Here is a 21,302-nt window from a genome sequence, read left to right on the forward strand (position 1 = left end):
GACATGCATTACCCTATAAAAAACCGTTCATTAAAGAACGGCTATTACACTTGCATTCTCATCATTTCTTGATAGGCTTCTATTGCTTTATTACGAACTTCTATAGCTGTTAACATTGTGATGCTTGCTTTTTGTGAGCTAATCATCACATCATGTAATTCAACATTCTTACCCGAAGCTAAAGCTTCTGTCATTTTATCTGACTCAATTTGAGAAGTATTCACTTGATCAATTGACTTTTTTAAGATTTCTCCAAAAGAGGTATTCTTCTTAGCATTGGACGCAGGCTGCACTTGATTTGGCTGTAACACCTGCTGAACAGAATTTATTTTTCCAATCATTTCTTTTCACCTATTTTCCAATTTCTAGTGCTTTCATTAACATACCCTTTGTAGCATTCATCGCGGTAACGTTCGCTTCATATGATCTTGTACTACTTATTAAGTCGACCATTTCTTCTAACGGATCAACATTCGGCATTGAGACATACCCTTCTTCATTTGCATCAGGGTGTTCTGGATCATATATAAGTTCGAAAGGGGTCTGATCCTCAACAATTTTCGTCACTTTCACACCTTGAGTTTCACTTGATGATCCCATTGCTTTATTTAGGTGTGAAGTAAAAGTATTCCCTTGAGGCTGAGTGACAACCATCTTCCTACGATAAGGTTGCCACTCACCGTCAACAAACTTACCTCTGGTCGTATCCATATTAGCCATATTAGATGATACAACATCCATTCTTACTCTTTGTGCAGTTAACGCTGAGGCTGATGTGTTAATTGAATGAAATATAGACATTGTTAGTTTCCACCCTTTATAACTGTTTTTAAAGAAGTAAACTTTCCACTTAATCGTTCAACAAGTGCATTATACTGAATTTGATTTTTAGCCATTTCCGTCATTTCCTGATCAATATCAACATTGTTTCCATTGTGTTGATAATTTGTATTAGATTTCGTTACAACTTGGTATCCAGAAGTCTGTGTCGAATTTGAAAATGAAATATGCTTTTCATTCGTTCGAATTGCATCAAACTTACCCAGTTCATTCGAAAGAGCATGATTGAATCGAATACTCTTCGCTTTGTAATTTGGCGTATCTACATTTGCTATATTATTTGAGATTACTTTTTGTTTCGCAGATGATTGAGTTAGTGCATTTTCAAGGCTATTTATTGTAGTAGAAAAAATTTTCATAGTATCCCCTCACAAAATTACTTTCACGATCGTATAGTATATTGTCGAAATCTGTAGGTCGATAGATTAATTGTATGAAATAATATGCTTAAAGTCTATTAGGATTTTGTAAAAAAAAGTCGGATTTTCTATCTATTTTACAATAGGGACTATTGAACTACACCCATTTACATTGTTTTAAGCATTGATTTAGAAGGATTTTATTGGGGTTTTCTCTCTTTATTAAAGGTAACACATTTTTCGACAAATCCGAACACATCATATTTTTCCAAATTCAATATAAAAGTAAAAAATCCATTTAGATTTCGGGACTAAAGTATGTATGAGCAGTAAAAAGCCTTTAGCATCTGGTGATAGACACTAAAACTACGTCCATAGTTTTTCAAGACCAAAAACGAAAACCGGGGGATATTACTCCAGTTAGAATAGAGAGAGTTCTTACCTTCTATATAAAAGGGATTTTTGATCTCTAATTGCTTGATTGATGTAAAAAACCCGAACTATATCTAAAGCTCTACTTTAGAGCTTTAGACTAGTTCGGGTTTCTTTTTATTTCATTAAGCTTATAAATAGGCATAAAGTATGCTTATTTTTCTAAAGGCTTTTTAAGTTAGTTAGTTTTTAACTTTTCCAACTCTAATAAAAATTTATCATTTAGTACTTTAATATATGTTCCTTTCATTCCTAAAGAGCGAGACTCGATAACACCGGCACTTTCTAGCTTACGAAGTGCATTAACGATAACAGATCTTGTAATACCTACACGATCCGCTATTTTACTTGCAACTAACAACCCTTCATTACCACTTAACTCTTCAAAAATATGTTCGATTGCTTCAAGCTCACTGTAGGAAAGAGAACTAATTGCCATTTGGACTACAGCCTTACTTCTAGCTTCTTCTTCAATCTCCTCCGCTTTTTCACGTAAGATTTCCATCCCTACAACGGTTGCACCATATTCAGCAAGGATAAGATCTTCATCTGCAAATTGCTCCTGAACTCTAGCAAGAATCAGTGTACCGAGACGCTCACCACCACCAATAATAGGTACTATTGTCGTTAAACCATTTTTAAATAATTCACGGTTTTCAACTGGGAATGCTGTATATTCACTATAGACATCAATATTAGAAGAAGTCTCTGTAATATTAAACAAATTATTTGTATACTCTTCTGGAAATTGTCGATCCTCTAACATTTTTTTCATACGTTCATTTTCAATTTGTTGATTAACTGCAAAACCTAATAATTTCCCACGACGACTAACCACAAAGATATTAGCCTCAATAACATCACTTAATGTTTCTGCCATTTCTTTAAAATTCACCGGTTTTCCTGCTGCCTTTTGTAGCATTGCGTTAATTTTACGCGTTTTCTGTAATAGAGCCATAATTGGGTCCTCCTGTAACATATTTAATTGTTTTTATAATATAAATTGGCTTAAATCTTTATTTTTTGAGATTTTCCCTAGCTTATCTTCCACATATTGTGGAGTGATCACGATTTTTTCTAGAGTAATATCTGGAGCTTCGAAAGATAAGTCTTCTAACAAGCGTTCCATTATTGTATGTAGTCTTCTAGCACCGATATTATCTGTATCTTGATTTACTTCATAAGCAACTTCAGCTAGCTTACGAATAGCATCGTCAGAAAATTCTAATTGTATACCTTCCGTTTCAATTAGCGCTGAATATTGCTTTAAAAGAGCATTGTCTGGTTCAACTAAAATTTTCACAAAGTCATCTATACTTAACTTCGTCAGTTCAACACGGATTGGAAATCTACCTTGCAGCTCAGGAATAAGATCTGAAGGTTTCGCAATATGAAAAGCACCTGCTGCTATAAACAAAATATGGTCTGTTTTCACTGAACCATATTTTGTAACTATAGTTGATCCTTCAACAATTGGTAAAATATCTCGTTGTACACCTTCCCTAGATACATCGGCAGAACCACCCTTAGATTTCCCAGCTATCTTGTCGATCTCATCAATGAAGATAATTCCAGCTTGTTCAGCTCGTATAATTGCATCAGATGTAACTTCATCCATATCAATTAGCTTACTAGCTTCCTCGTTTGTTAGTACTTTTCTAGCTTCCCGTACTGTTAGTTTACGCTTCTTTTTCTTTTTAGGCATAAAGCTACCTAATGCATCTTGCATATTCATGCCCATTTGCTCCATACCGGAGCCTTGAAGCATATCAAACATAGAAGCTTGCTGTTCTTCTACTTCAATTGTTACATAGTGGTCTTCTAGCTCACCTAGAGCCAATTGATGCTCGATTCGACGTCGTTTTTCCTGAATGCTTGATTCTTCCACAGTAGAATCATCTTGTTCTTGGTTTTGGTTTGAACTAGCTCCAAAGAACATTTCTAAAGGATTTTTTGACGCTGCTTGTTTTTTCTTACCCGGAACTAAAAGTTCAACTAGTCTTTTGTTGGCATTTTCTTCGGCAGTTCCTTTCACCTCTGAAATTTTCTCTTCTTTCACTAAACGTACTGAAGTTTCTACCAAGTCACGTACCATTGATTCAACATCACGACCCACGTATCCAACTTCCGTGAACTTTGTAGCTTCGACTTTAATAAAAGGTGCACCTGAAAGTTTAGCAATTCTTCGAGCAATTTCAGTTTTCCCAACACCTGTAGGACCAATCATAAGAATATTCTTAGGAACCACTTCCTCGCGAAGTTTCTCATTTAACAAACTTCTACGATATCGATTTCTCAACGCAACTGCTACTGCTTTCTTCGCATCCTTTTGACCGACAATATATTGATCAAGTCTTTCTACTATCTGTCTTGGTGTTAGTTGTTTATTCAAACCGATTGCCTCCCTTTATTAAAGTTCTTCAACGATAATGTTCAAATTTGTATAAACACAAATTTCTCCAGCGATAGTAAGCGCACCTTCGGCAATATCTTTCGCGGATAATTGCTCACCGGAGTATCTTTTAAGAGCTCGACCTGCGGAAAGTGCATAGTTTCCGCCAGATCCAATTGCTAAGATCCCATCATCTGGTTCAATTACTTCTCCAGTACCTGAAACTAAAAGTATGTGTTCTGCATTCATTACAATAAGCATTGCTTCTAACCTACGAAGAACTTTGTCACTTCTCCATTCTTTAGCAAGTTCAACTGCTGCTCTTTGTAAATTCCCATTGTATTCTTCAAGTCTATTTTCAAACAATTCGAATAATGTAAATGCATCGGCTACAGAACCAGCAAAGCCAGCAATCACCTTACCATTAAACAATTTCCTTACCTTCTTCGCTGTGTGTTTCATCACAACTGCATTTCCAAACGTTACTTGACCATCGCCTGCCATAGCAGCTTTCCCATTATGTTGAATAGCAAAGATGGTTGTTGCATGAAATTGAGACATATTTTCTACCTCCTGATATTTACTTTAAGCTCTAGGATGATAGGACATATACATTTTTTTTAAATGTTCCTTCGTGACATGAGTGTAAACTTGAGTGGAAGACAAATGGGAATGTCCTAACAATTCTTGAACACTCCGCAAATCCGCACCTTCATTCAATAAATGAGTAGCAAACGTGTGCCTAAACATATGTGGATGTAAATGAAGTGTGGCTGACGCCTTTTGAATTAACCCTGTTAGGATATATCGAACGCCTCTTTCCGTTAAAGGCATTCCACGATTGTTCACAAAAATCAGCTGGTGTTCATCCCCGGATAATAGTTTAGCTGTTAATTTTTGGCGACCTTCCTCTATATACTGTTCGAGAGCTTCCTGTGCAAAGCTACCAAAAGGTATATATCTTTGTTTTCCACCTTTCCCGTTAACTAAAACTGTGCCGATATGAAAGTCAACATCCGACAGCTTTAATTGACAACACTCACTTACACGCATACCTGTCCCATACAATATTTCAATTAACGCTTGGTTTCTCTGCCCTAACGGGGTATTACAATCTGAAATTGAAAAGAGTTTTTCTATTTCTTCTTCGTATAGAAAATTTGGAATTTTGAGTTCCTTTTTCGGTAGAGAAACTAACGAAAATGGATTTTCCTTTAATTTCCCTTCTCTCATAAGAAACTTGAAGAAGCTTCTCAATGCTGAAATTTTCCTTGAAATTGTTTTTCTAGAATACTTTCTTTTATGTAACTCCGTTAAATATAAACGTGTATCATTATATGTAATTTCTTCTAGATGTAGTAATGATTGTTGCTTCATAAAAGACATAAAATCTTCTATATCCGCTACATAATTCACAATTGTATATTGTGAATAGTTTTTCTCAATTTGTAAATATTCAACGAAGAAATTTAAATAAATCTTAACATTTCCCACCTTAAACACCTCACAAGGGCTACTAAATGTTATCACATCATTAGTAGCCCTTGCAAATTATTTCTATAAATTTTTCGAAATTTTTTGAATTGTTTCTATCGCTCGAGTAGCATGTGCCTCATTTCGTTCTTTTTTACTTTTAATTCTCTGAGGTAGCTCTGCAAATATTCCAAAATTAGCATTCATTGGTTGGAAATTATCTGCATTTGTAGTTGTAATATATCTAGCCATGCTTCCGATTGCTGTTTCATTAGGAAATTCAATCAAGTCCTTTTCTAAGATAAAATGTGCAGCATTGATTCCTGCAACTAAGCCTGAAGCAGCAGACTCAACATAACCTTCAACACCTGTCATTTGACCTGCAAAGAATAAATCTTCTCGGTTTTTATACTGGTATGTCGCTTTTAAGAGTCTCGGTGAATTAATAAATGTATTTCGATGCATTACACCGTAACGAACAACCTCAGCATTTTCTAATCCAGGTATTAATGACAATACTTCTTTTTGAGGTCCCCATTTTAAATGAGTTTGGAACCCAACAATATTGTATAAAGTTCCAGCAGCATCATCTTGTCGTAATTGCACCACTGCGTATGGTCTCTTCCCGGTTTTTGGGTCTTCTAAACCTACAGGCTTCAAAGGACCAAACAACATTGTTTTACGACCTCTTTTCGCCATTACTTCAATAGGCATACAACCTTCAAAGAAAATCTCTTTTTCAAACTCTTTTAGTGGAACTGTTTCAGCAGAAATAAGTGCTTCATAAAAACGATCAAATTCCTCTTCCGTCATTGGACAGTTTAAGTAAGCTGCTTCTCCCTTATCGTAGCGGGATTTTAGATAAACCTTATCCATATCAATGCTGTCTTTTTCTATTATTGGTGCAGCAGCATCATAAAAATAAAGATATTCTTCTCCAGTTAGAGACTTCAACTGGTCTGATAGGTTTTTTGATGTAAGTGGTCCAGTAGCAATAATTGTAGGTCCTTCAGGAATCTGTCCCATTTCTTCATTAAAGACAGTTACATTTGGATGCTCCTTAACCAACTGTGTTACCCTATCTGCAAATTCATGGCGGTCAACTGCCAAAGCTCCACCAGCTGGAACAGCACATTCATCTGCAGCTTTAATAATTACCGAATCAAGTACTCTCATTTCTTCTTTTAATACACCAACAGCATTTGTAAGTGTATTTGCCCTTAATGAATTACTGCAAACTAATTCAGCAAATTTATCAGTATGGTGTGCTGGTGTTTGTTTTACAGGTCTCATTTCATAGAGATGAACTTTAATCCCTCTCTTTGCCAATTGCCAAGCAGCTTCACTACCGGCAAGACCAGCTCCTATTACATTTACTATTTGATTATCAGTCATGTTGTATTAACCTCCGTATCCTAAACAAAATAAAACTACATCTCTTTTAAATATCTTTGATCCCTATTATCTATTCCATCCATATTAATGTGTTTTTACATAAAAACATTATGTAGGTTATCTTCACAATAGTCGGGAGAAAACTTTGTGGTGCCAGCTTCTATTTTCCTCAATTCCTGCTTAACTGCATAACGCCAATTGAAGTGACTAGATTTTCTTATAAAAGGATACTAGTGTTGAAAATGCCTTTCGAAAAGAGAAAGAGGTGAGCAAAAAGAGGCTCACCTTACTTTTGTGGTTCTTCTTTATAGTCACATTCCATACATTGTACTTGTATGCCTTTTTTAAGCTTCTTCTCTACTAGCATATTGTTACATTTTGGACAGCTTCTTGCAATAGGTTTATCCCAAGAAAGAAACTCACATTCTGGATATTGAGTACAGCCATAAAAAATTCTTTTCTTTTTTGACTTCCTCTCAACTACCATCCCGTCTTCACAGCTAGGACACTTCACACCGATTTCTTTAACGATTGGCTTAGTATTTCGACACTCCGGGAAGTTCGAACATGCCATAAATTTTCCATATCTACCCATCTTATATACCATATGGTGCCCACATTCTTCGCAATCTACACCAGCAGGTTCATCTTTTATTTCAATTTTCTCCATTTCATTTTCAGCTTTCTCAAGCCTTGGAGAAAAATCACGATAAAAATCATCTAAGATTCTTACCCATTCTTTTTGGCCGTCTTCAACTTCATCTAGACTATGCTCCATATTCGCTGTAAATTCGACATTTATAATTTCAGGGAAAAACTCCATAATTAATTCTAGAACAATTTCGCCAAGTTCAGTTGGAATAAACCGTTTATTATCTAACGATACATAACCACGTTTTTGAATTGTATCTAAAGTTGGTGCATAAGTTGAAGGTCGACCTATACCCAATTCTTCTAACGTCTTTACTAACCTAGCCTCTGTATAACGTGGTGGCGGCTGTGTAAAATGTTGATTAGGGGTAATATCTTTTGAGAAAACCTCGTCCCCTTCCTTTAGATCAGGTAACATTTTATCCTTTTCTTCAACTTGATCATCATTTCCTTCTACATAAACCTTCATAAATCCTGGAAACTTTATTTTAGAGCCAGTCGCTCTAAAATTCACTCCATTATTTGTTAGGTCTACACTCATTGTATCAAGAATTGCGGAAGCCATTTGACTTGAAACAAAACGTTCCCATATTAGTTTATATAATCTTAACTGGTCTCTACTTAAATACTCTTTCATTAAAGTAGGTTCACGTAATGTTGATGTAGGACGAATAGCTTCGTGAGCATCCTGAGCATTTGAACTCTTCTTACTTGAATTTGCTCTTAAACCCAGAAACTCTTTGCCATATTTTTCTTCAATATACGTCGATGCTTCTGCTTGAGCTGTTTCAGAAATACGTGTTGAATCTGTTCTCATATAGGTAATTAATCCAACTGTTCCTTCTTTCCCTAACTCAATGCCTTCATAAAGCTGTTGAGCAATCATCATTGTTTTCTTTGCTCTAAAATTTAATTTTCTAGCAGCCTCTTGCTGAAGGGTAGAAGTTGTAAAAGGTACTGCTGGGTTTCTTTTCCGTTCTTTCTTTGTCACTTTCTCTGTTTTAAAACTATTACCATCAATAAGTTTTATAATGTCTTTTACTTCCGATTCAGAACTAAGTTCCTTCTTTTTGCCGTTTACACCATAGAAGGTAGCGTCAAAAGGTTTTTGACCTTTTAAAAATTGTCCCTCAATTGTCCAATATTCTTCAGGGACAAATGCATTAATTTCTTTTTCACGATCTATGATTAATCTAACAGCTACCGATTGTACCCTTCCAGCACTTAGCCCTTTCTTTACCTTCTTCCAAAGGATAGGACTTATCTTATATCCAACTAAACGGTCAAGGATTCGTCTAGCTTGCTGTGCATCTACTAAATCCATATTAATAGATCTTGGGTGTTTAAAGGACTCTTTTATCGCATCTTTTGTAATTTCATTAAAAACAACGCGACAATCAGAATGGATATCTACATCTAGACTATGAGCTAAATGCCAAGCAATCGCTTCCCCTTCCCGGTCCGGATCGGCTGCGAGGTAAACTTTTTTCGCTTTTTTAGCTGCAGATTTTAATTCCTTTAAGACTGTCCCTTTCCCCCGAATTGTAATATATTTAGGCTCGAAATTTTGTTCGACATTAACTCCAATTTGACTTTTAGGCAAATCTCGAACATGTCCCATAGATGCCTTAACTTTATATTTTTTCCCTAAATAACGTTCGATTGTTTTTGCCTTCGCCGGTGATTCAACGATGACTAAATAGTCTGCCATACTTGTTCCTCCTTAGAGGTATTCTCTTTTTATTTGCTAATATTATTTTCATCATTTAGTTACATCTTATATACATGTGTAAAGGTATTTCGTTTTTTTTTAGCTCTTTTTGATGTTTTGTTGATTTCCCGTTACAGACATTCGCCTTGCTCCTATTAGAATCTTAATTCTATCAAGAGAGAGCTTTTCCTTAGCCTATTATTAAAATAACAGGGTAATTTACTAGTTAAGTTATTCTTTGATAATAGTAATAAAGACGCTAGCTATGTAACATACTTTTTTGCGACTTTATTATGATTAACAAGGACACCTCTCCCAGTTTATTGAAAGGCTGTGGACTTCTCAGAAGAAACTTTCTAGACGAATTAATTACCTGTATGTTTGTACAATTAAATTCTAACCCCTTTAAAATACTGTTAACAAAAGTATGATTACCTTATAACATACCTTGAATAACGGCTTTCTTCTCATTTACCTCTAAACAGTGATAATCATTTTATCCTTCTATGTTCGTCCGTACATTGAGAGAGGTTTTTTCTTTCACATGGTAAATCATTATATTTAAGCATACTTTTTTTAAGACATAGTCCTAGATATGTTAAAACCTATCGTTTATAGATAATTACTTAACAATAACGATTAATCATCTTCATTTACCTTCCATTGATTTCACATATATTATGGAAAGCAATCCATTTCCTTACCATAAAATAGCTGATTGACTTTATAAATCTCCACTATTATTAAATACACAAGTAGGTTTTGTCAAACAGATTTAAAGAAATTAAGTTTATCATATACCATTTTAAAACGATTGAACATGAAATTTTTACCTATTCTTCCTTTTTTAAGCTCAGTTTAACTAGTTTGAATGTCTGTTTTCGTGTAATCAGCACAATAAGTCTATAGTAATGGGATATCGTTTTGATTTATTTCTGTTACATTTACTCATCATTTCATTACCTTAAAGAGGCATTTTAGGCTTTGCTCTAACGCAAAGCTCCTTGGTTATACTCCATATTTTTGGTGCTTTGCGTCATACTTTAAACGATTTACTTTATTTAATCCATTGCTTAAAAAATCTTCTGGTTTACAAAGATTTCATTTAAAATATCCTCTGGAGTTTGTACAAGCTTAGCTCCTAATTGAATCAGTTCATTAGTACCCCTACAATTGTCATCATAAATAGGGCCTGGTACTGCAAACACCTCACGATTTTGCTCTAGCGCTTGTTGAGCTGTAATGAGAGATCCACTCTTTCTCTTCGCTTGAATGACGATTGTCCCAAGTGATATTCCACTAATTATCCTATTTCTCATCGGAAAATGCCATTTTGAAGGCTTTATATGAGGAGGGTGCTCTGAAATGATAAGATGTGAATTCATTATCTCTTTCGCGAGGCTTTCATTCTGTTTTGGATAGATATGGTCTAAACCTCCCGCAATGACAGCAATTGTTTTGCCACCATTTTGGATGGTGACCTCATGAGCAACAGTATCGATTCCTATTGCAAGTCCGCTAACAATTGTCCAATCTTTCTTTACTAATGTAGGAATTAATAGTTCAGATGTTACTTTTCCATAATGAGTAGGGTTCCTAGTACCGACAACACTTAATAACCTTGGAGAATGCCCAAGTTTCAAATCACCTTTATAGTAAAGGACTGGAGGGGGATCACTTATTTCTTTTAATAAATAGGGGTACATTTCATCAAATATAGTAACAATAGAAATCATCTTATCTCGATACATTCTTATTAACCCATCATAACTAAGAGATTTATATTCTTTTTTTATAGCAGCTATTTTTTCTGGACCCTGCTTAAAATAATAGAACCAATCTCTATTTTCAAGGTCGTGAAAAATTTTAAGTGTAGGGTCTGTAAGAAGAAGCTTTTTTAGTAGCACTTGATTCATACTTGGACAATGGGATAAAAGAAGAAGGTCTTTTTTCGGCATGTTTGGCTCCTTAATTTTTTCATTTTTTTAAAAGTAAACCGCCAATTACTCATAGGGGTATGGAAATCAATAGGGGATTAAAACCCAACAAAAATAAGGAACAGGAAGAAGCCCTGTTCCCTATTCTTCTATTAATGAGTTTTACATTTTTCAAGTAACCCCTGCTCTTTTAGAACAGAAATTAACGTCTCACCCATTACAGATGGCGTATCAGCTACTTTAATACCACAAGCGTTCATAGTTTTAATTTTCTCTTCAGCTGTGCCTTTACCACCAGAGATAATTGCTCCAGCATGACCCATACGCTTTCCAGGAGGTGCTGTTTGACCACCGATAAAGCCTACTACTGGTTTCGTCATATTAGCTTTAACCCACTCAGCAGCCTCTTCTTCAGCTGTTCCACCAATTTCACCAATCATAATCACCGCATATGTCTCTTCATCCTCATTGAAGGCTTTTAAGACATCAATGAAATTCGTTCCATTTACCGGATCTCCACCAATTCCAACAGCTGTAGATTGACCAATTCCAGCTTGAGATAACTGATGAACTGCTTCATACGTAAGCGTACCAGAACGGGAAACCACTCCCACATGACCCTTTTTATGAATGTAGCCAGGCATAATTCCAATTTTACACTCTTCAGGAGTAATAACACCAGGACAGTTTGGTCCAACTAGACGTGTTTTCTTACCTTCCATATAGCGTTTAACCTTAACCATATCCATAACAGGAATATGCTCAGTAATACAGATAACTAGGTCTAATTCTGCATCAACACCCTCCATGATTGCATCAGCAGCGAATGGAGCAGGTACGTAAATGACAGATGCATTAGCACCAGTTGCTTGTACTGATTCTTGAACTGTATTAAATACAGGTACTCCCTCAACCTCTGTACCACCCTTACCAGGTGTTACACCACCAACAATATTCGTTCCATACTCAAGCATTTGTTTTGTATGAAATAATGCCGTAGATCCAGTGATACCTTGTACAATAACCTTTGTATCTTTATTAATAAATACACTCATGTTTTGTCCCCTGCCTTCCTTACTTCACTAGTGAAACGATTTTTTGTGCACCGTCAGCCATTGACTCTGCAGAAGTTATGTTTAATCCAGATTCATTAAGGATTTTCTTTCCTAAATCAACATTCGTACCTTCAAGACGAACAACCAGTGGAATTTCTAACCCTACTTGTTTTGTCGCTTCTACAACACCCTCTGCGATGACATCACATTTCATAATTCCACCAAAGATGTTAACAAAGATACCTTTAACATTTTCATCTGAAAGAATAATCTTAAATGCTTCCGTTACTTTTTCTGCAGTTGCACCGCCCCCAACATCCAGGAAGTTTGCAGGTTCTCCGCCATAATATTTAATAATATCCATTGTTGACATAGCAAGACCAGCACCATTTACCATACAACCGATATTTCCATCTAATGAAATATAGCTAAGGTCATATTTAGATGCTTCAATTTCTTTTGCATCCTCTTCTTCTAAGTCTCGGTATTCGACAATATCTTTATGGCGATATAATGCATTTGAATCAAAATTCAATTTTGCATCAAGAGCCATTACCTTTCCATCGCCTGTAACAACTAATGGATTAATTTCTGCAATTGAGCAGTCTTTCTCGACAAATGCTTGGTATAAGCCCATCATAAATTTCACTGCTTGACCAACTAACTCTTTAGGAATGTTAATATTAAAAGCTATTCTTCTAGCTTGATAGCCTTGTAGACCTACAGCAGGATCAATGACTTCTTTAAAGATTTTTTCAGGAGTTTTCTCTGCCACTTCTTCAATTTCCGTACCACCTTCTTCAGATGCCATTAAGACAACACGAGATGTAGCACGATCTAATACAAGACCAACATAGTATTCATTCTTAATATCACAGCCCTCTTCGATAAGAAGACGTTTCACTTCTTTTCCTTCAGGACCTGTTTGGTGTGTTACTAGAGTTTTCCCTAGAATTTCTTCAGCATATGTACGTGCTTCGTCAAGGTTTTTAGCAACTTTTACCCCACCAGCTTTACCGCGTCCACCTGCATGGATTTGAGCTTTCACTACTACTACTTCTGTTCCAAGTTCTTTTGCAGCTTCTACCGCTTCATCTACAGAAAAAGCCACTTTTCCATTTGGTACAGATACTCCATATTTACGTAGGAGCTCTTTCCCTTGGTACTCATGGATATTCATTTGCCATCCTCCTAACCTATTTGCAAGAATAAAAAAATAGACTGCGCTTTCATTTTATATAATAGTTGCAACCTTGTCTACAATTCCGAGCAAAATAGTCTTATCCTTTTTTAAAATAAATTTTTACTTTTTCAATATAAGCTAATTTTCAATACTTTTCTTGACTATTTGTCTACTTTCTACCTCCTTATCTATTCTGTATACAAAAGCAAAGATTTCAGCTACAGCCTCATATAGCTCTTCTGGCACTTTTTGATTGAGTTCTAATTTTGACATTATTTCAATTAATGCAGGATCCTCATGGATATGAATCTCATTTTCTTTGGCGGACTCTATTATTTTTTCCGCAACTTGCCCTTGGCCTTTTGCAATTACTTTTGGTGCAGACTGCTTTTCAGCGTCATACCTTAATGCTACTGCTTTTTTTATCTCGTTATTTTGGTTCATATTCTTAAGTCCACTCCTGAATAAGCTTCTATTTTGCTATAGGTCTTAAAATTCTCTTTAGGATGTGAGTTTTGTGATACATCAAATGGCTTGACGGAAAGTGAACTTAATTGATAATTCATTTTCCCTAACACTTTTTTTAATTCTTCACTTGTTAATGAGCTAATTTCTTTCATTAGCTTGTGATTATTCAAGATAGAAATTGTCATGACTCTATTTTGAATTTGTACATCAATCATCATGTCTGATAAGGTAGGAAGTTCAAGGAAAAACAATACTCGACAAAAATCCGGGTCTATTTTACCATCATTTTGTTTTTTACCACTCCATTGTAAAGTTAAATCATACGAGTTTTGAGGGAAATACAATGGAATTTGAGTAATAAATTGTTGAGTTGGTCCGTGATCTTGATGAAATAAAGTTAGCCCATTAAATCTTTGGATCAATTGATCAACTTTTTCTTTTAATGGTGATGAGTCTAGCTCCTTACTTGCAGCTAATAAAAGACCTCTTAAGTTTAATTGTTGTTTGCCCTCAACTACATTCTGTAGTAAATCTTGGTATGAAGATTTCGTTCCTAATTGATCCTGAGCAGTGAACAAATGATTGAGAACTTCTTTTTTTGACGTAAATACACTTTGGTCATTGACTAGTTTAATCAGTAAATTTTTTTCTTTATCGGTAAGTAGTTCACTGTGGCTCTCAGCTGAAGTCACATTCTGGAATTGAGTAAGTAAAGGCTTCATTTCATTCACTAATCTACCTAGCATTTCTTTTGAATCTGCTTTTTGTATGACTCCTTGTATTAAATGTAGTTCTTCTTTAGTAACATTCAATTGATTGGAGGATTGAATGATCGTTGTAAGACGTTCAAGTTTTTGATCATCAGCTATTTGCTTGATAGCTACTATTTTTTCTTCAAGTTGTTTTACGATTGGTTTATCTATTTTTTCATGCTGAATCGCTTCCACTAAGGAATCTAAATGATTAAGTAAAGATGGATTTGTATTTAATTGAATGATTGATTGAACAATTTCTCTTGAAAGAGGATATTGTTGTTTAAGGGCAAAAGACATAGCACTAATTGTCTCCTGAATCTCTTTCGAATTTGTTTGATGTAAGATTTCTACCCCCATTTGAAAAAGTTGTTTCGTAATAGGTATATTGTCTAGTAATAATTGTTTTGCAAACAGAAGATTGACTTTTGTAGGTTTTTCATTAAATAACTGAAGTAGTTCTCTATTCATCCCTTGATTGCGGATTCCATTCTCATCAATTTTTTTTAACATTTTTAATTGTATTCCATTCTTCATTGAACTTCCTACTTTAAACCAATAAGACTCCGACGCAGTAAGAGAGGTTTCCATTTGTCCAATTAGTTTGGATTGCCCAATTTGGATAAGAGCCTTGTGGTCTGGAAATAACTTTATCACCTTACCTTGAACAATTTGATTTTCCTTTAATGTGAAAGAGTTCGATTGACTTATTTCTCCTAAAGTTTGATGGAATATTTTATTCATAACATTCATTGGATTCATAAAAAGCCTACCTTTATACCATTTCTTTTATGGGAGCAAAGCTTTGACGGTGCTCTTTTAACACTCCATATTGTTTAATAGCTTCTAAATGTTGTTTCGTTCCATAACCCATATGTTTTTCAAACCCATATTCAGGATATTGACTGGCTAATTGATTCATTAACCGATCTCTTGTAACCTTAGCAATGACAGAACTTGCTGCAATTGTTATACTTTTAGCATCACCTTTAATAATTGATTGCTGAGAGATGGGTAAATTTACTTTCATTGCATCCAACAATAAATAATCTGGCGAGACTTCTAGTTCCTCAATGGCATTAATCATAGCTAGCTTTGTAGCTTCATATATGTTTACCTTATCAATCATTTCAGATGAAACAATACCAATTCCAATGGCTTGAGCCTGCTCATGGATTAAGTTAAAAAAAGTTTCCCTAGCCGTAGCTGAAAGCTTCTTAGAATCGGTTAGACCAGGTAAATAGCAGTCATCTTTTAGAATAACAGCTGCTGCAACGACCGGTCCCGCTAATGGTCCTCTGCCAACTTCATCAATTCCAGCTATTAACGTATAGCCTTGTGACCGAACCTCTCGTTCAATTGAAAGCATGTTATAAAATTGTTGCTGCTTACCCTTTTCTATTTCTTCATTCTTTTCCCATCTTTGCACGAGTTGCTGCACACCTACTCGTGAATCTTTTTTGCATTGGAGAAAAAACGGATCATCACTTTTTGAAATTGTTGCTAATTTTTCATTAATTTGTTTTATTGTAAGTTTCATTTTAAGCTCCTTTATTACCTAACATCTTGATAGTCAGTATATCGGTTAAACTAGTCGGAATTTTAATATTCATTAATTTGTTTAGTTGGATTCTTCTTCTTTCCTTTAACTAACAAGAAAGAGGACAACTCTAGTAGCCGAGTAGTCCTCTTATTTTGTCATTCGCTTTTTATACTGTGGATAAAGAGTGATAACCCACCAGGTCAAAATACGGGCATTCTGTCCTTAATTCTCTAGATATTGATCAGGAGATTCAAAGGATAATCTCCCTAATTTATCTCCGCGAATTTCGCGTAGAATTAACTCTGATGTCTTATCATAATCTATATATCCTCCAGCCATCATACATCCCCTTTTTTTACCGATTTCATCAAAGAGGGGTACGATATCTTCTGGTAGATCATGTAAAGAATAACGTTCTATTAATCGCTTAGGATAATGCTCTTTTAAAAATTTCAACGCAAACACAGTGATCTCTTGTAAATTAAGGATAGCATCTTTAATCGCTCCTGTCGTAGCTAGCTTTAATCCTACTAACTCACCTTCGAATTTAGGCCATAGTATACCTGGTGTATCTAATAGCTCTAATTCCTTCCCTACTTTTACCCACTGCTGTGCGGTTGTAACACCTGGTCGGTCACCTGTTTTGGTAATATTTTTCTTGGCTAGTCGATTAATTAATGTGGATTTTCCAACGTTTGGTATACCTATGATTAAGGCACGAATTGCACGTGGCTTTATTCCTTTGGCAGCCATCTTATCAAATTTATCTTTTAATAGCTCTTTTGATAAAGCTGTAATTTGTTTTAATCCTGTACCTGTTTGCGCATCAATAGCGAGTGCAGGAATATTTCGTTGCTTAAAATAAGCTATCCATTGCTTTGTAATAGCATCGTCCGCTTTATCTGCTTTATTTAAAAGCACGATTCTAGGTTTTGACGTGATAATCTCGTCAATCATTGGATTTCTCGAAGACATTGGAATTCGAGCATCCACCAATTCAAAAACGATATCGATTAATTTTAATTTTTCTGTAACCTGTCTTCTGGCTTTAGCCATATGACCAGGAAACCATTGTATCGTCAATCTAAACACCTTCTTTCCATTATTCAGCAAGCCTAACATCTGATAATGGCCAATAAACTAAACTTGTTTCACCCATTACCTCATCAATTGGAACTGTTCCGATATGTCTACTATCCTTGCTCTGGCGTCTATTATCACCCATAACAAATAAATGCCCTTCTGGTACTGTAGATTGTCCAATAATGCTTTCTAAGTCAAACGCCTCTGTTAAGGGCCCATCAATAAGTTGGTTTTTATACTCATAAAGATAAGGCTCTTCGTATGCTTCCCCGTTAATATAGAGAGTATCATTTTTGTACTCAACCGTCTCTCCAGGTAAGCCAATAATCCTCTTAATATAATCTTTATCACTAGTAGCATGAAATACCACTATATCAAATCGTTTTGGTTCACTAAAACGATAGGAAAATTTATTAACTATCATTCGATCCTGCGTATGTAAGGTTGGCATCATAGAGAACCCATCCACTACTATTGGAGCAAAAAAGAAATATCGAATAACAGCCGCAACAACGACAGCGATTGTAAGGGCCTTTATCCATTCAAACACTTCATTTTTCTTTTTTGTCATGTTTTCACCTACTATAGGAATCATTATATCCACAGTTTAGTATACCCAATTATATTGTACCTTTCTCTTTAGACCTATAACATGGAATTACTCTATGAAAAAAGAGCTTGTTAATTAACAAGCCCTTCTTCAACTATACGGATAGCAATGCTATCACATATATGTGATACTTAGTAGAAACTAAGCAATCTTATCGAATTTCTTTAATACGCGCAGCTTTACCACGTAATTGACGTAGGTAGTAAAGTTTAGCACGGCGAACTTTACCGCGACGAATAACTTCTAGCTTCGCGATTTTTGGTGTGTGTACTGGGAAAGTACGCTCAACACCTACACCGTAAGAAATCTTACGTACTGTAAATGTTTCACTAATTCCACCACCACGACGCTTAATCACAACACCTTCAAATACCTGAATACGCTCACGAGTACCCTCCACAATACTTACGTGTACACGTACAGTATCACCAGGACGGAATGCAGGTAAATCAGTTTTTAATTGTTCTTTTGTGATTTCTTCAATTAATTTTTGCATCGTTTTCAACTCCTTCCAACAGACGCTCATTCCAATATGATATTGCAGCGGAACATCGTTTTAAGTGACTACTGTCTCAGCAAGTCACGAGATTTATCATACCATAAAGATATATGACCTGCAATAGCTAGTTCTCATTTCGCCATTTTTTTAAAAGTTCTTTTTGCTTCTCATTTAACAGATAGTTTTCTAATAGATCGGGTCTTCTTTGGTATGTTCTTTTTAAAGACTCTTCCTCACGCCATTCAGCTATTTTCTTATGATTTCCTGATAATAAAACATCAGGAACTTTATAACCTCGGAAATCAGCTGGTCTTGTATAATGAGGGTGTTCTAACAATCCAGAGCTATATGAATCGAGCACTGGAGAATCTTCATTACCTAATACACCTGGTAAGAGACGAACAACACTATCCGCAATCACCATAGATGCTAGTTCTCCACCTGTTAAGACAAAATCTCCAATTGATATTTCATCCGTTACAAGATGTTCTCTAATACGTTCATCATACCCTTCATAATGTCCACAAACAAAAAGTAGATGTTCCTCTTTTGCGAGTTGCTCTGCCTTCTTTTGATTAAACCTCTCTCCTTGCGGGCAAACAAGTACTACTTTCGGAGGTGTAGACGAGCTCGTTCGCAGATCCTCAACCGCGTCAAAAATCGGCTGTGGTGTTAATACCATACCAGCACCACCACCATAAGGATAGTCATCTACATTTTGATGCTTATTAGATGAATAGTCTCGGAAATTTATCACTTGAAACTCTACAGCTTTCTTTTCCTGCGCTTTCTTTAAAATAGATGAATGTAATATCCCATTAAACATTTCAGGAAAAAGTGTTAAAAAATCAATTCTCATTCGTCTAATAACCCTTCCATAGGCGTAATCACTATCTTCTTGTTTTCTATATCAATTTCCTTAACGATATCATCAATATATGGAATTAAGATGTCCTTTCCTTGTTTTCTTTGAACAACCCATACATCGTTGGCACCTGTTGCAAGGATTTCTTTCACTTTACCAATTTCTTGTCCCTCATCAGTATACATTGTACAACCGATAATTTCATGGAAGTAATACTCCCCTTCTTCCAGCTCTGTTAATTGGTCTTCTGTAATTTTTAAAACTGCCCCTTTATAGCCTTCAACTTCTTCAATAGAATGTAGCCCTTTAAAGGTTAACAAGTCAAAATTTTTATGCGTACGATGATTTTCAATTACAACTTCTGTTGGCTCTTTGCTTCCTTCTTTGAATATGTATAATATATTTCCTGGTTCGTACCGCTCTTGTGCAAAATCTGTCTTAGAGATAACTCTCACTTCACCTCTAACTCCATGTGTATTCACTATTTTTCCAACATTAAACCATTGTTCTGACATTTTTATCACCTCAGACGTATTTGATCAATGATACCATCTTTAATGACAATCGTTTTCTCCTTCATTAGCTCTTCCCAATTGTCACCAACATTTATATCAATGATTGCTTCTATCTCCGTTTCTTTCAGCTCACTACCCAATGGAAGTGTATGTACTTGTTTTAATTGAAATTCAACCACTTTAATCTTTTCTTTACGTTTATCAATTTCCTTTAAGAATTGGGAAGATAACTGTTTACTTACTTTTTCATTCTTCTTGTATTCAAAATATAATTGATCACATTCTTGCTCAAGCCTACTTTTCTTTAGTTCGAATTGATCCACTAACGCTTGCTTACTTGTTTCAGTTATTATTTGTTTAACTGCAACATGGTGGAGTATCTTCACTTATTGTTCCTCCCCTATTCAAGCTTTATAGTAGAAAAACTTGGGTTTAAAACAGGCATGACAGAAACCTTAGTTTTTCTTTTTATATTCCCCATAAAGGTTATCTTTAAGTTTTAAGTTCGTATTATCATTATTGTCTTTAGCTTCATTCTCTCACAACATATACCTGTTAAGCTATTGTAGACGATAGAATTCATCATCCTATTAAGTCTAAAATCTTAAAGTAGCTTGAACAGCCTTAGGCAAATAAGATGTTCTAAAATTAAAAATTGTTTTTTACCTCTTATATATATAGTAGCTTATGACATCAAGCAAGTCTAAGGGCGCGACGTCGTGTAACAACCTCTATACTTGTTTACCTATTAGTGCTTCGGGGGATAGACATTTAATTTCACCCACCAAAAGTCAGATTACTGGAGCTGGAAGTTGAAACGTAAACGTTTATACACATCCGATGCATCTTTTATTTCCTAAGAATGTACAAAAAAGGTGAGGAATCCTCCTCACCTTTTTCAGTCGTTAATTTCAAGTTGAATTCTTTTAGATGAATTAGATCCCGCTGCATATACAACAGTACGAATTGCTTTTGCTATACGTCCTTGCTTCCCAATCACTTTCCCAACGTCGTCTTTATGAACTGATAAACGATATGTTAGTTGATTTTCCTTCTCCAGCTCCGTAATTTCTATATGATCTGGTGAATCAACAAGCGGTTTAACAATTGCTTCGATTAACTCCTTCATCTTAAGACCAGTCATTACTTGCTATTTTTTGCGTTATGGAATTTTTCCATAATGCCTTGTTTAGAGAACAAGTTACGAACTGTATCAGATGGTTTAGCACCATCCTGCATCCATTTTAATGCTAACTCTTCATTGATTTTAACTTCTGCAGGTTGAACTACTGGATTGTAAGTTCCAACTACTTCGATGTCACGTCCATCACGTGGTGAACGAGAATCTGCTACTACAATACGATAAAAAGGAGATTTTTTTGCTCCCATACGTTTTAAACGAATTTTAACTGCCATTTATAAAGCACCTCCGAAAATGTTTCAACAAGATAGTATATTATCAAATAAATAATGTGATGTAAAGGTTTTTTTCTTGTCAGAAGAAAATTCCTTTGGAAATTTGTTTTTTTAGACAAATAT

At 35.3% G+C, this 21,302-nt stretch carries 23 protein-coding genes; all 23 read right to left on the reverse strand.

Annotation, left to right across the window (positions count from 1 at the left end; genetic code table 11):
- Nucleotides 1–44: 44 nt before the first annotated feature.
- The 23 genes from fliE to rpsP all read right to left on the reverse strand — a co-directional run bounded on the left by fliE (nt 45) and on the right by rpsP (nt 21,179).
- Nucleotides 45–341 (reverse strand): flagellar hook-basal body complex protein FliE, encoded by a 297-nt coding sequence (gene fliE / locus A9C19_RS11340; RefSeq protein WP_072580054.1) that lies wholly within the window; start codon nt 339–341, stop codon nt 45–47.
- 10 nt (nt 342–351) lie between these two features.
- The gene (gene flgC, locus A9C19_RS11345; RefSeq protein WP_072580055.1) at nt 352–801 is read right to left on the reverse strand and encodes a flagellar basal body rod protein FlgC; all 450 of its coding nucleotides are present in this window, start codon (nt 799–801) and stop codon (nt 352–354) included.
- A gap of 2 nt (nt 802–803) precedes the next feature.
- The gene (gene flgB, locus A9C19_RS11350) at nt 804–1,199 is read right to left on the reverse strand and encodes a flagellar basal body rod protein FlgB (RefSeq protein WP_072580056.1); all 396 of its coding nucleotides are present in this window, start codon (nt 1,197–1,199) and stop codon (nt 804–806) included.
- A 610-nt stretch (nt 1,200–1,809) separates the two neighbouring features.
- Complete coding sequence (gene codY / locus A9C19_RS11355) at nt 1,810–2,589, reverse strand: GTP-sensing pleiotropic transcriptional regulator CodY (RefSeq protein WP_072580057.1); 780 nt, start codon at nt 2,587–2,589, stop codon at nt 1,810–1,812.
- A 33-nt stretch (nt 2,590–2,622) separates the two neighbouring features.
- Complete coding sequence (gene hslU / locus A9C19_RS11360; RefSeq protein ID WP_072580058.1) at nt 2,623–4,023, reverse strand: ATP-dependent protease ATPase subunit HslU; 1,401 nt, start codon at nt 4,021–4,023, stop codon at nt 2,623–2,625.
- Nucleotides 4,024–4,041: 18 nt separating this feature from the next.
- On the reverse strand, nt 4,042–4,584 hold the full coding sequence (gene hslV / locus A9C19_RS11365) for an ATP-dependent protease subunit HslV (RefSeq protein WP_072580059.1): 543 nt from the start codon (nt 4,582–4,584) through the stop codon (nt 4,042–4,044).
- A 24-nt stretch (nt 4,585–4,608) separates the two neighbouring features.
- The gene (gene xerC, locus A9C19_RS11370; RefSeq protein WP_072580060.1) at nt 4,609–5,517 is read right to left on the reverse strand and encodes a tyrosine recombinase XerC; all 909 of its coding nucleotides are present in this window, start codon (nt 5,515–5,517) and stop codon (nt 4,609–4,611) included.
- Nucleotides 5,518–5,580: 63 nt separating this feature from the next.
- Complete coding sequence (trmFO, locus tag A9C19_RS11375; protein ID WP_072580061.1) at nt 5,581–6,891, reverse strand: FADH(2)-oxidizing methylenetetrahydrofolate--tRNA-(uracil(54)-C(5))-methyltransferase TrmFO; 1,311 nt, start codon at nt 6,889–6,891, stop codon at nt 5,581–5,583.
- Between the two features lie 286 nt (nt 6,892–7,177).
- On the reverse strand, nt 7,178–9,253 hold the full coding sequence (topA, locus tag A9C19_RS11380) for a type I DNA topoisomerase (protein ID WP_072580062.1): 2,076 nt from the start codon (nt 9,251–9,253) through the stop codon (nt 7,178–7,180).
- 1,073 nt (nt 9,254–10,326) lie between these two features.
- Complete coding sequence (gene dprA, locus A9C19_RS11385; RefSeq protein WP_072580063.1) at nt 10,327–11,211, reverse strand: DNA-processing protein DprA; 885 nt, start codon at nt 11,209–11,211, stop codon at nt 10,327–10,329.
- A gap of 131 nt (nt 11,212–11,342) precedes the next feature.
- Nucleotides 11,343–12,245, reverse strand: a complete 903-nt coding sequence (sucD, locus tag A9C19_RS11390; RefSeq protein ID WP_072580064.1) for a succinate--CoA ligase subunit alpha — start codon at nt 12,243–12,245, stop codon at nt 11,343–11,345.
- 19 nt (nt 12,246–12,264) lie between these two features.
- Nucleotides 12,265–13,425 (reverse strand): ADP-forming succinate--CoA ligase subunit beta, encoded by a 1,161-nt coding sequence (sucC, locus tag A9C19_RS11395; RefSeq protein WP_072580065.1) that lies wholly within the window; start codon nt 13,423–13,425, stop codon nt 12,265–12,267.
- 141 nt (nt 13,426–13,566) lie between these two features.
- The gene (locus A9C19_RS11400; RefSeq protein ID WP_072580066.1) at nt 13,567–13,872 is read right to left on the reverse strand and encodes a FlhB-like flagellar biosynthesis protein; all 306 of its coding nucleotides are present in this window, start codon (nt 13,870–13,872) and stop codon (nt 13,567–13,569) included.
- Nucleotides 13,869–15,410, reverse strand: a complete 1,542-nt coding sequence (locus A9C19_RS11405; RefSeq protein WP_072580067.1) for a hypothetical protein — start codon at nt 15,408–15,410, stop codon at nt 13,869–13,871. The genes A9C19_RS11400 and A9C19_RS11405 overlap by 4 nt, the downstream gene beginning before the upstream one ends.
- Nucleotides 15,411–15,423: 13 nt before the next feature.
- Nucleotides 15,424–16,188 (reverse strand): ribonuclease HII, encoded by a 765-nt coding sequence (locus A9C19_RS11410; RefSeq protein WP_072580068.1) that lies wholly within the window; start codon nt 16,186–16,188, stop codon nt 15,424–15,426.
- A gap of 225 nt (nt 16,189–16,413) precedes the next feature.
- Nucleotides 16,414–17,274: a ribosome biogenesis GTPase YlqF gene (ylqF, locus tag A9C19_RS11415; protein ID WP_072580069.1), complete on the reverse strand. Its 861-nt coding sequence runs from the start codon at nt 17,272–17,274 to the stop codon at nt 16,414–16,416.
- A 19-nt stretch (nt 17,275–17,293) separates the two neighbouring features.
- On the reverse strand, nt 17,294–17,845 hold the full coding sequence (gene lepB / locus A9C19_RS11420) for a signal peptidase I (protein ID WP_072580070.1): 552 nt from the start codon (nt 17,843–17,845) through the stop codon (nt 17,294–17,296).
- 190 nt (nt 17,846–18,035) lie between these two features.
- Nucleotides 18,036–18,380: a 50S ribosomal protein L19 gene (gene rplS, locus A9C19_RS11425; RefSeq protein ID WP_072580071.1), complete on the reverse strand. Its 345-nt coding sequence runs from the start codon at nt 18,378–18,380 to the stop codon at nt 18,036–18,038.
- Between the two features lie 127 nt (nt 18,381–18,507).
- On the reverse strand, nt 18,508–19,242 hold the full coding sequence (gene trmD, locus A9C19_RS11430) for a tRNA (guanosine(37)-N1)-methyltransferase TrmD (RefSeq protein WP_072580072.1): 735 nt from the start codon (nt 19,240–19,242) through the stop codon (nt 18,508–18,510).
- The gene (gene rimM, locus A9C19_RS11435; protein WP_072580073.1) at nt 19,239–19,763 is read right to left on the reverse strand and encodes a ribosome maturation factor RimM; all 525 of its coding nucleotides are present in this window, start codon (nt 19,761–19,763) and stop codon (nt 19,239–19,241) included. The genes trmD and rimM overlap by 4 nt, the downstream gene beginning before the upstream one ends.
- Nucleotides 19,764–19,768: 5 nt before the next feature.
- The gene (locus A9C19_RS11440) at nt 19,769–20,149 is read right to left on the reverse strand and encodes a YlqD family protein (RefSeq protein ID WP_072580074.1); all 381 of its coding nucleotides are present in this window, start codon (nt 20,147–20,149) and stop codon (nt 19,769–19,771) included.
- A gap of 512 nt (nt 20,150–20,661) precedes the next feature.
- Nucleotides 20,662–20,892, reverse strand: coding sequence for a KH domain-containing protein (locus A9C19_RS11445; protein WP_072581847.1), 231 nt, complete (start codon nt 20,890–20,892; stop codon nt 20,662–20,664).
- 14 nt (nt 20,893–20,906) lie between these two features.
- Nucleotides 20,907–21,179 carry a 30S ribosomal protein S16 gene (gene rpsP, locus A9C19_RS11450; RefSeq protein ID WP_072580075.1) on the reverse strand — a complete coding sequence of 91 codons (273 nt, stop codon included), beginning with the start codon at nt 21,177–21,179 and terminating at the stop codon, nt 20,907–20,909.
- Nucleotides 21,180–21,302 lie beyond the last annotated feature (123 nt).

It is taken from the genome of Bacillus weihaiensis (genome assembly GCF_001889165.1).
Taxonomy (GTDB): Bacteria; Bacillota; Bacilli; order Bacillales; family Bacillaceae; genus Metabacillus; species Metabacillus weihaiensis.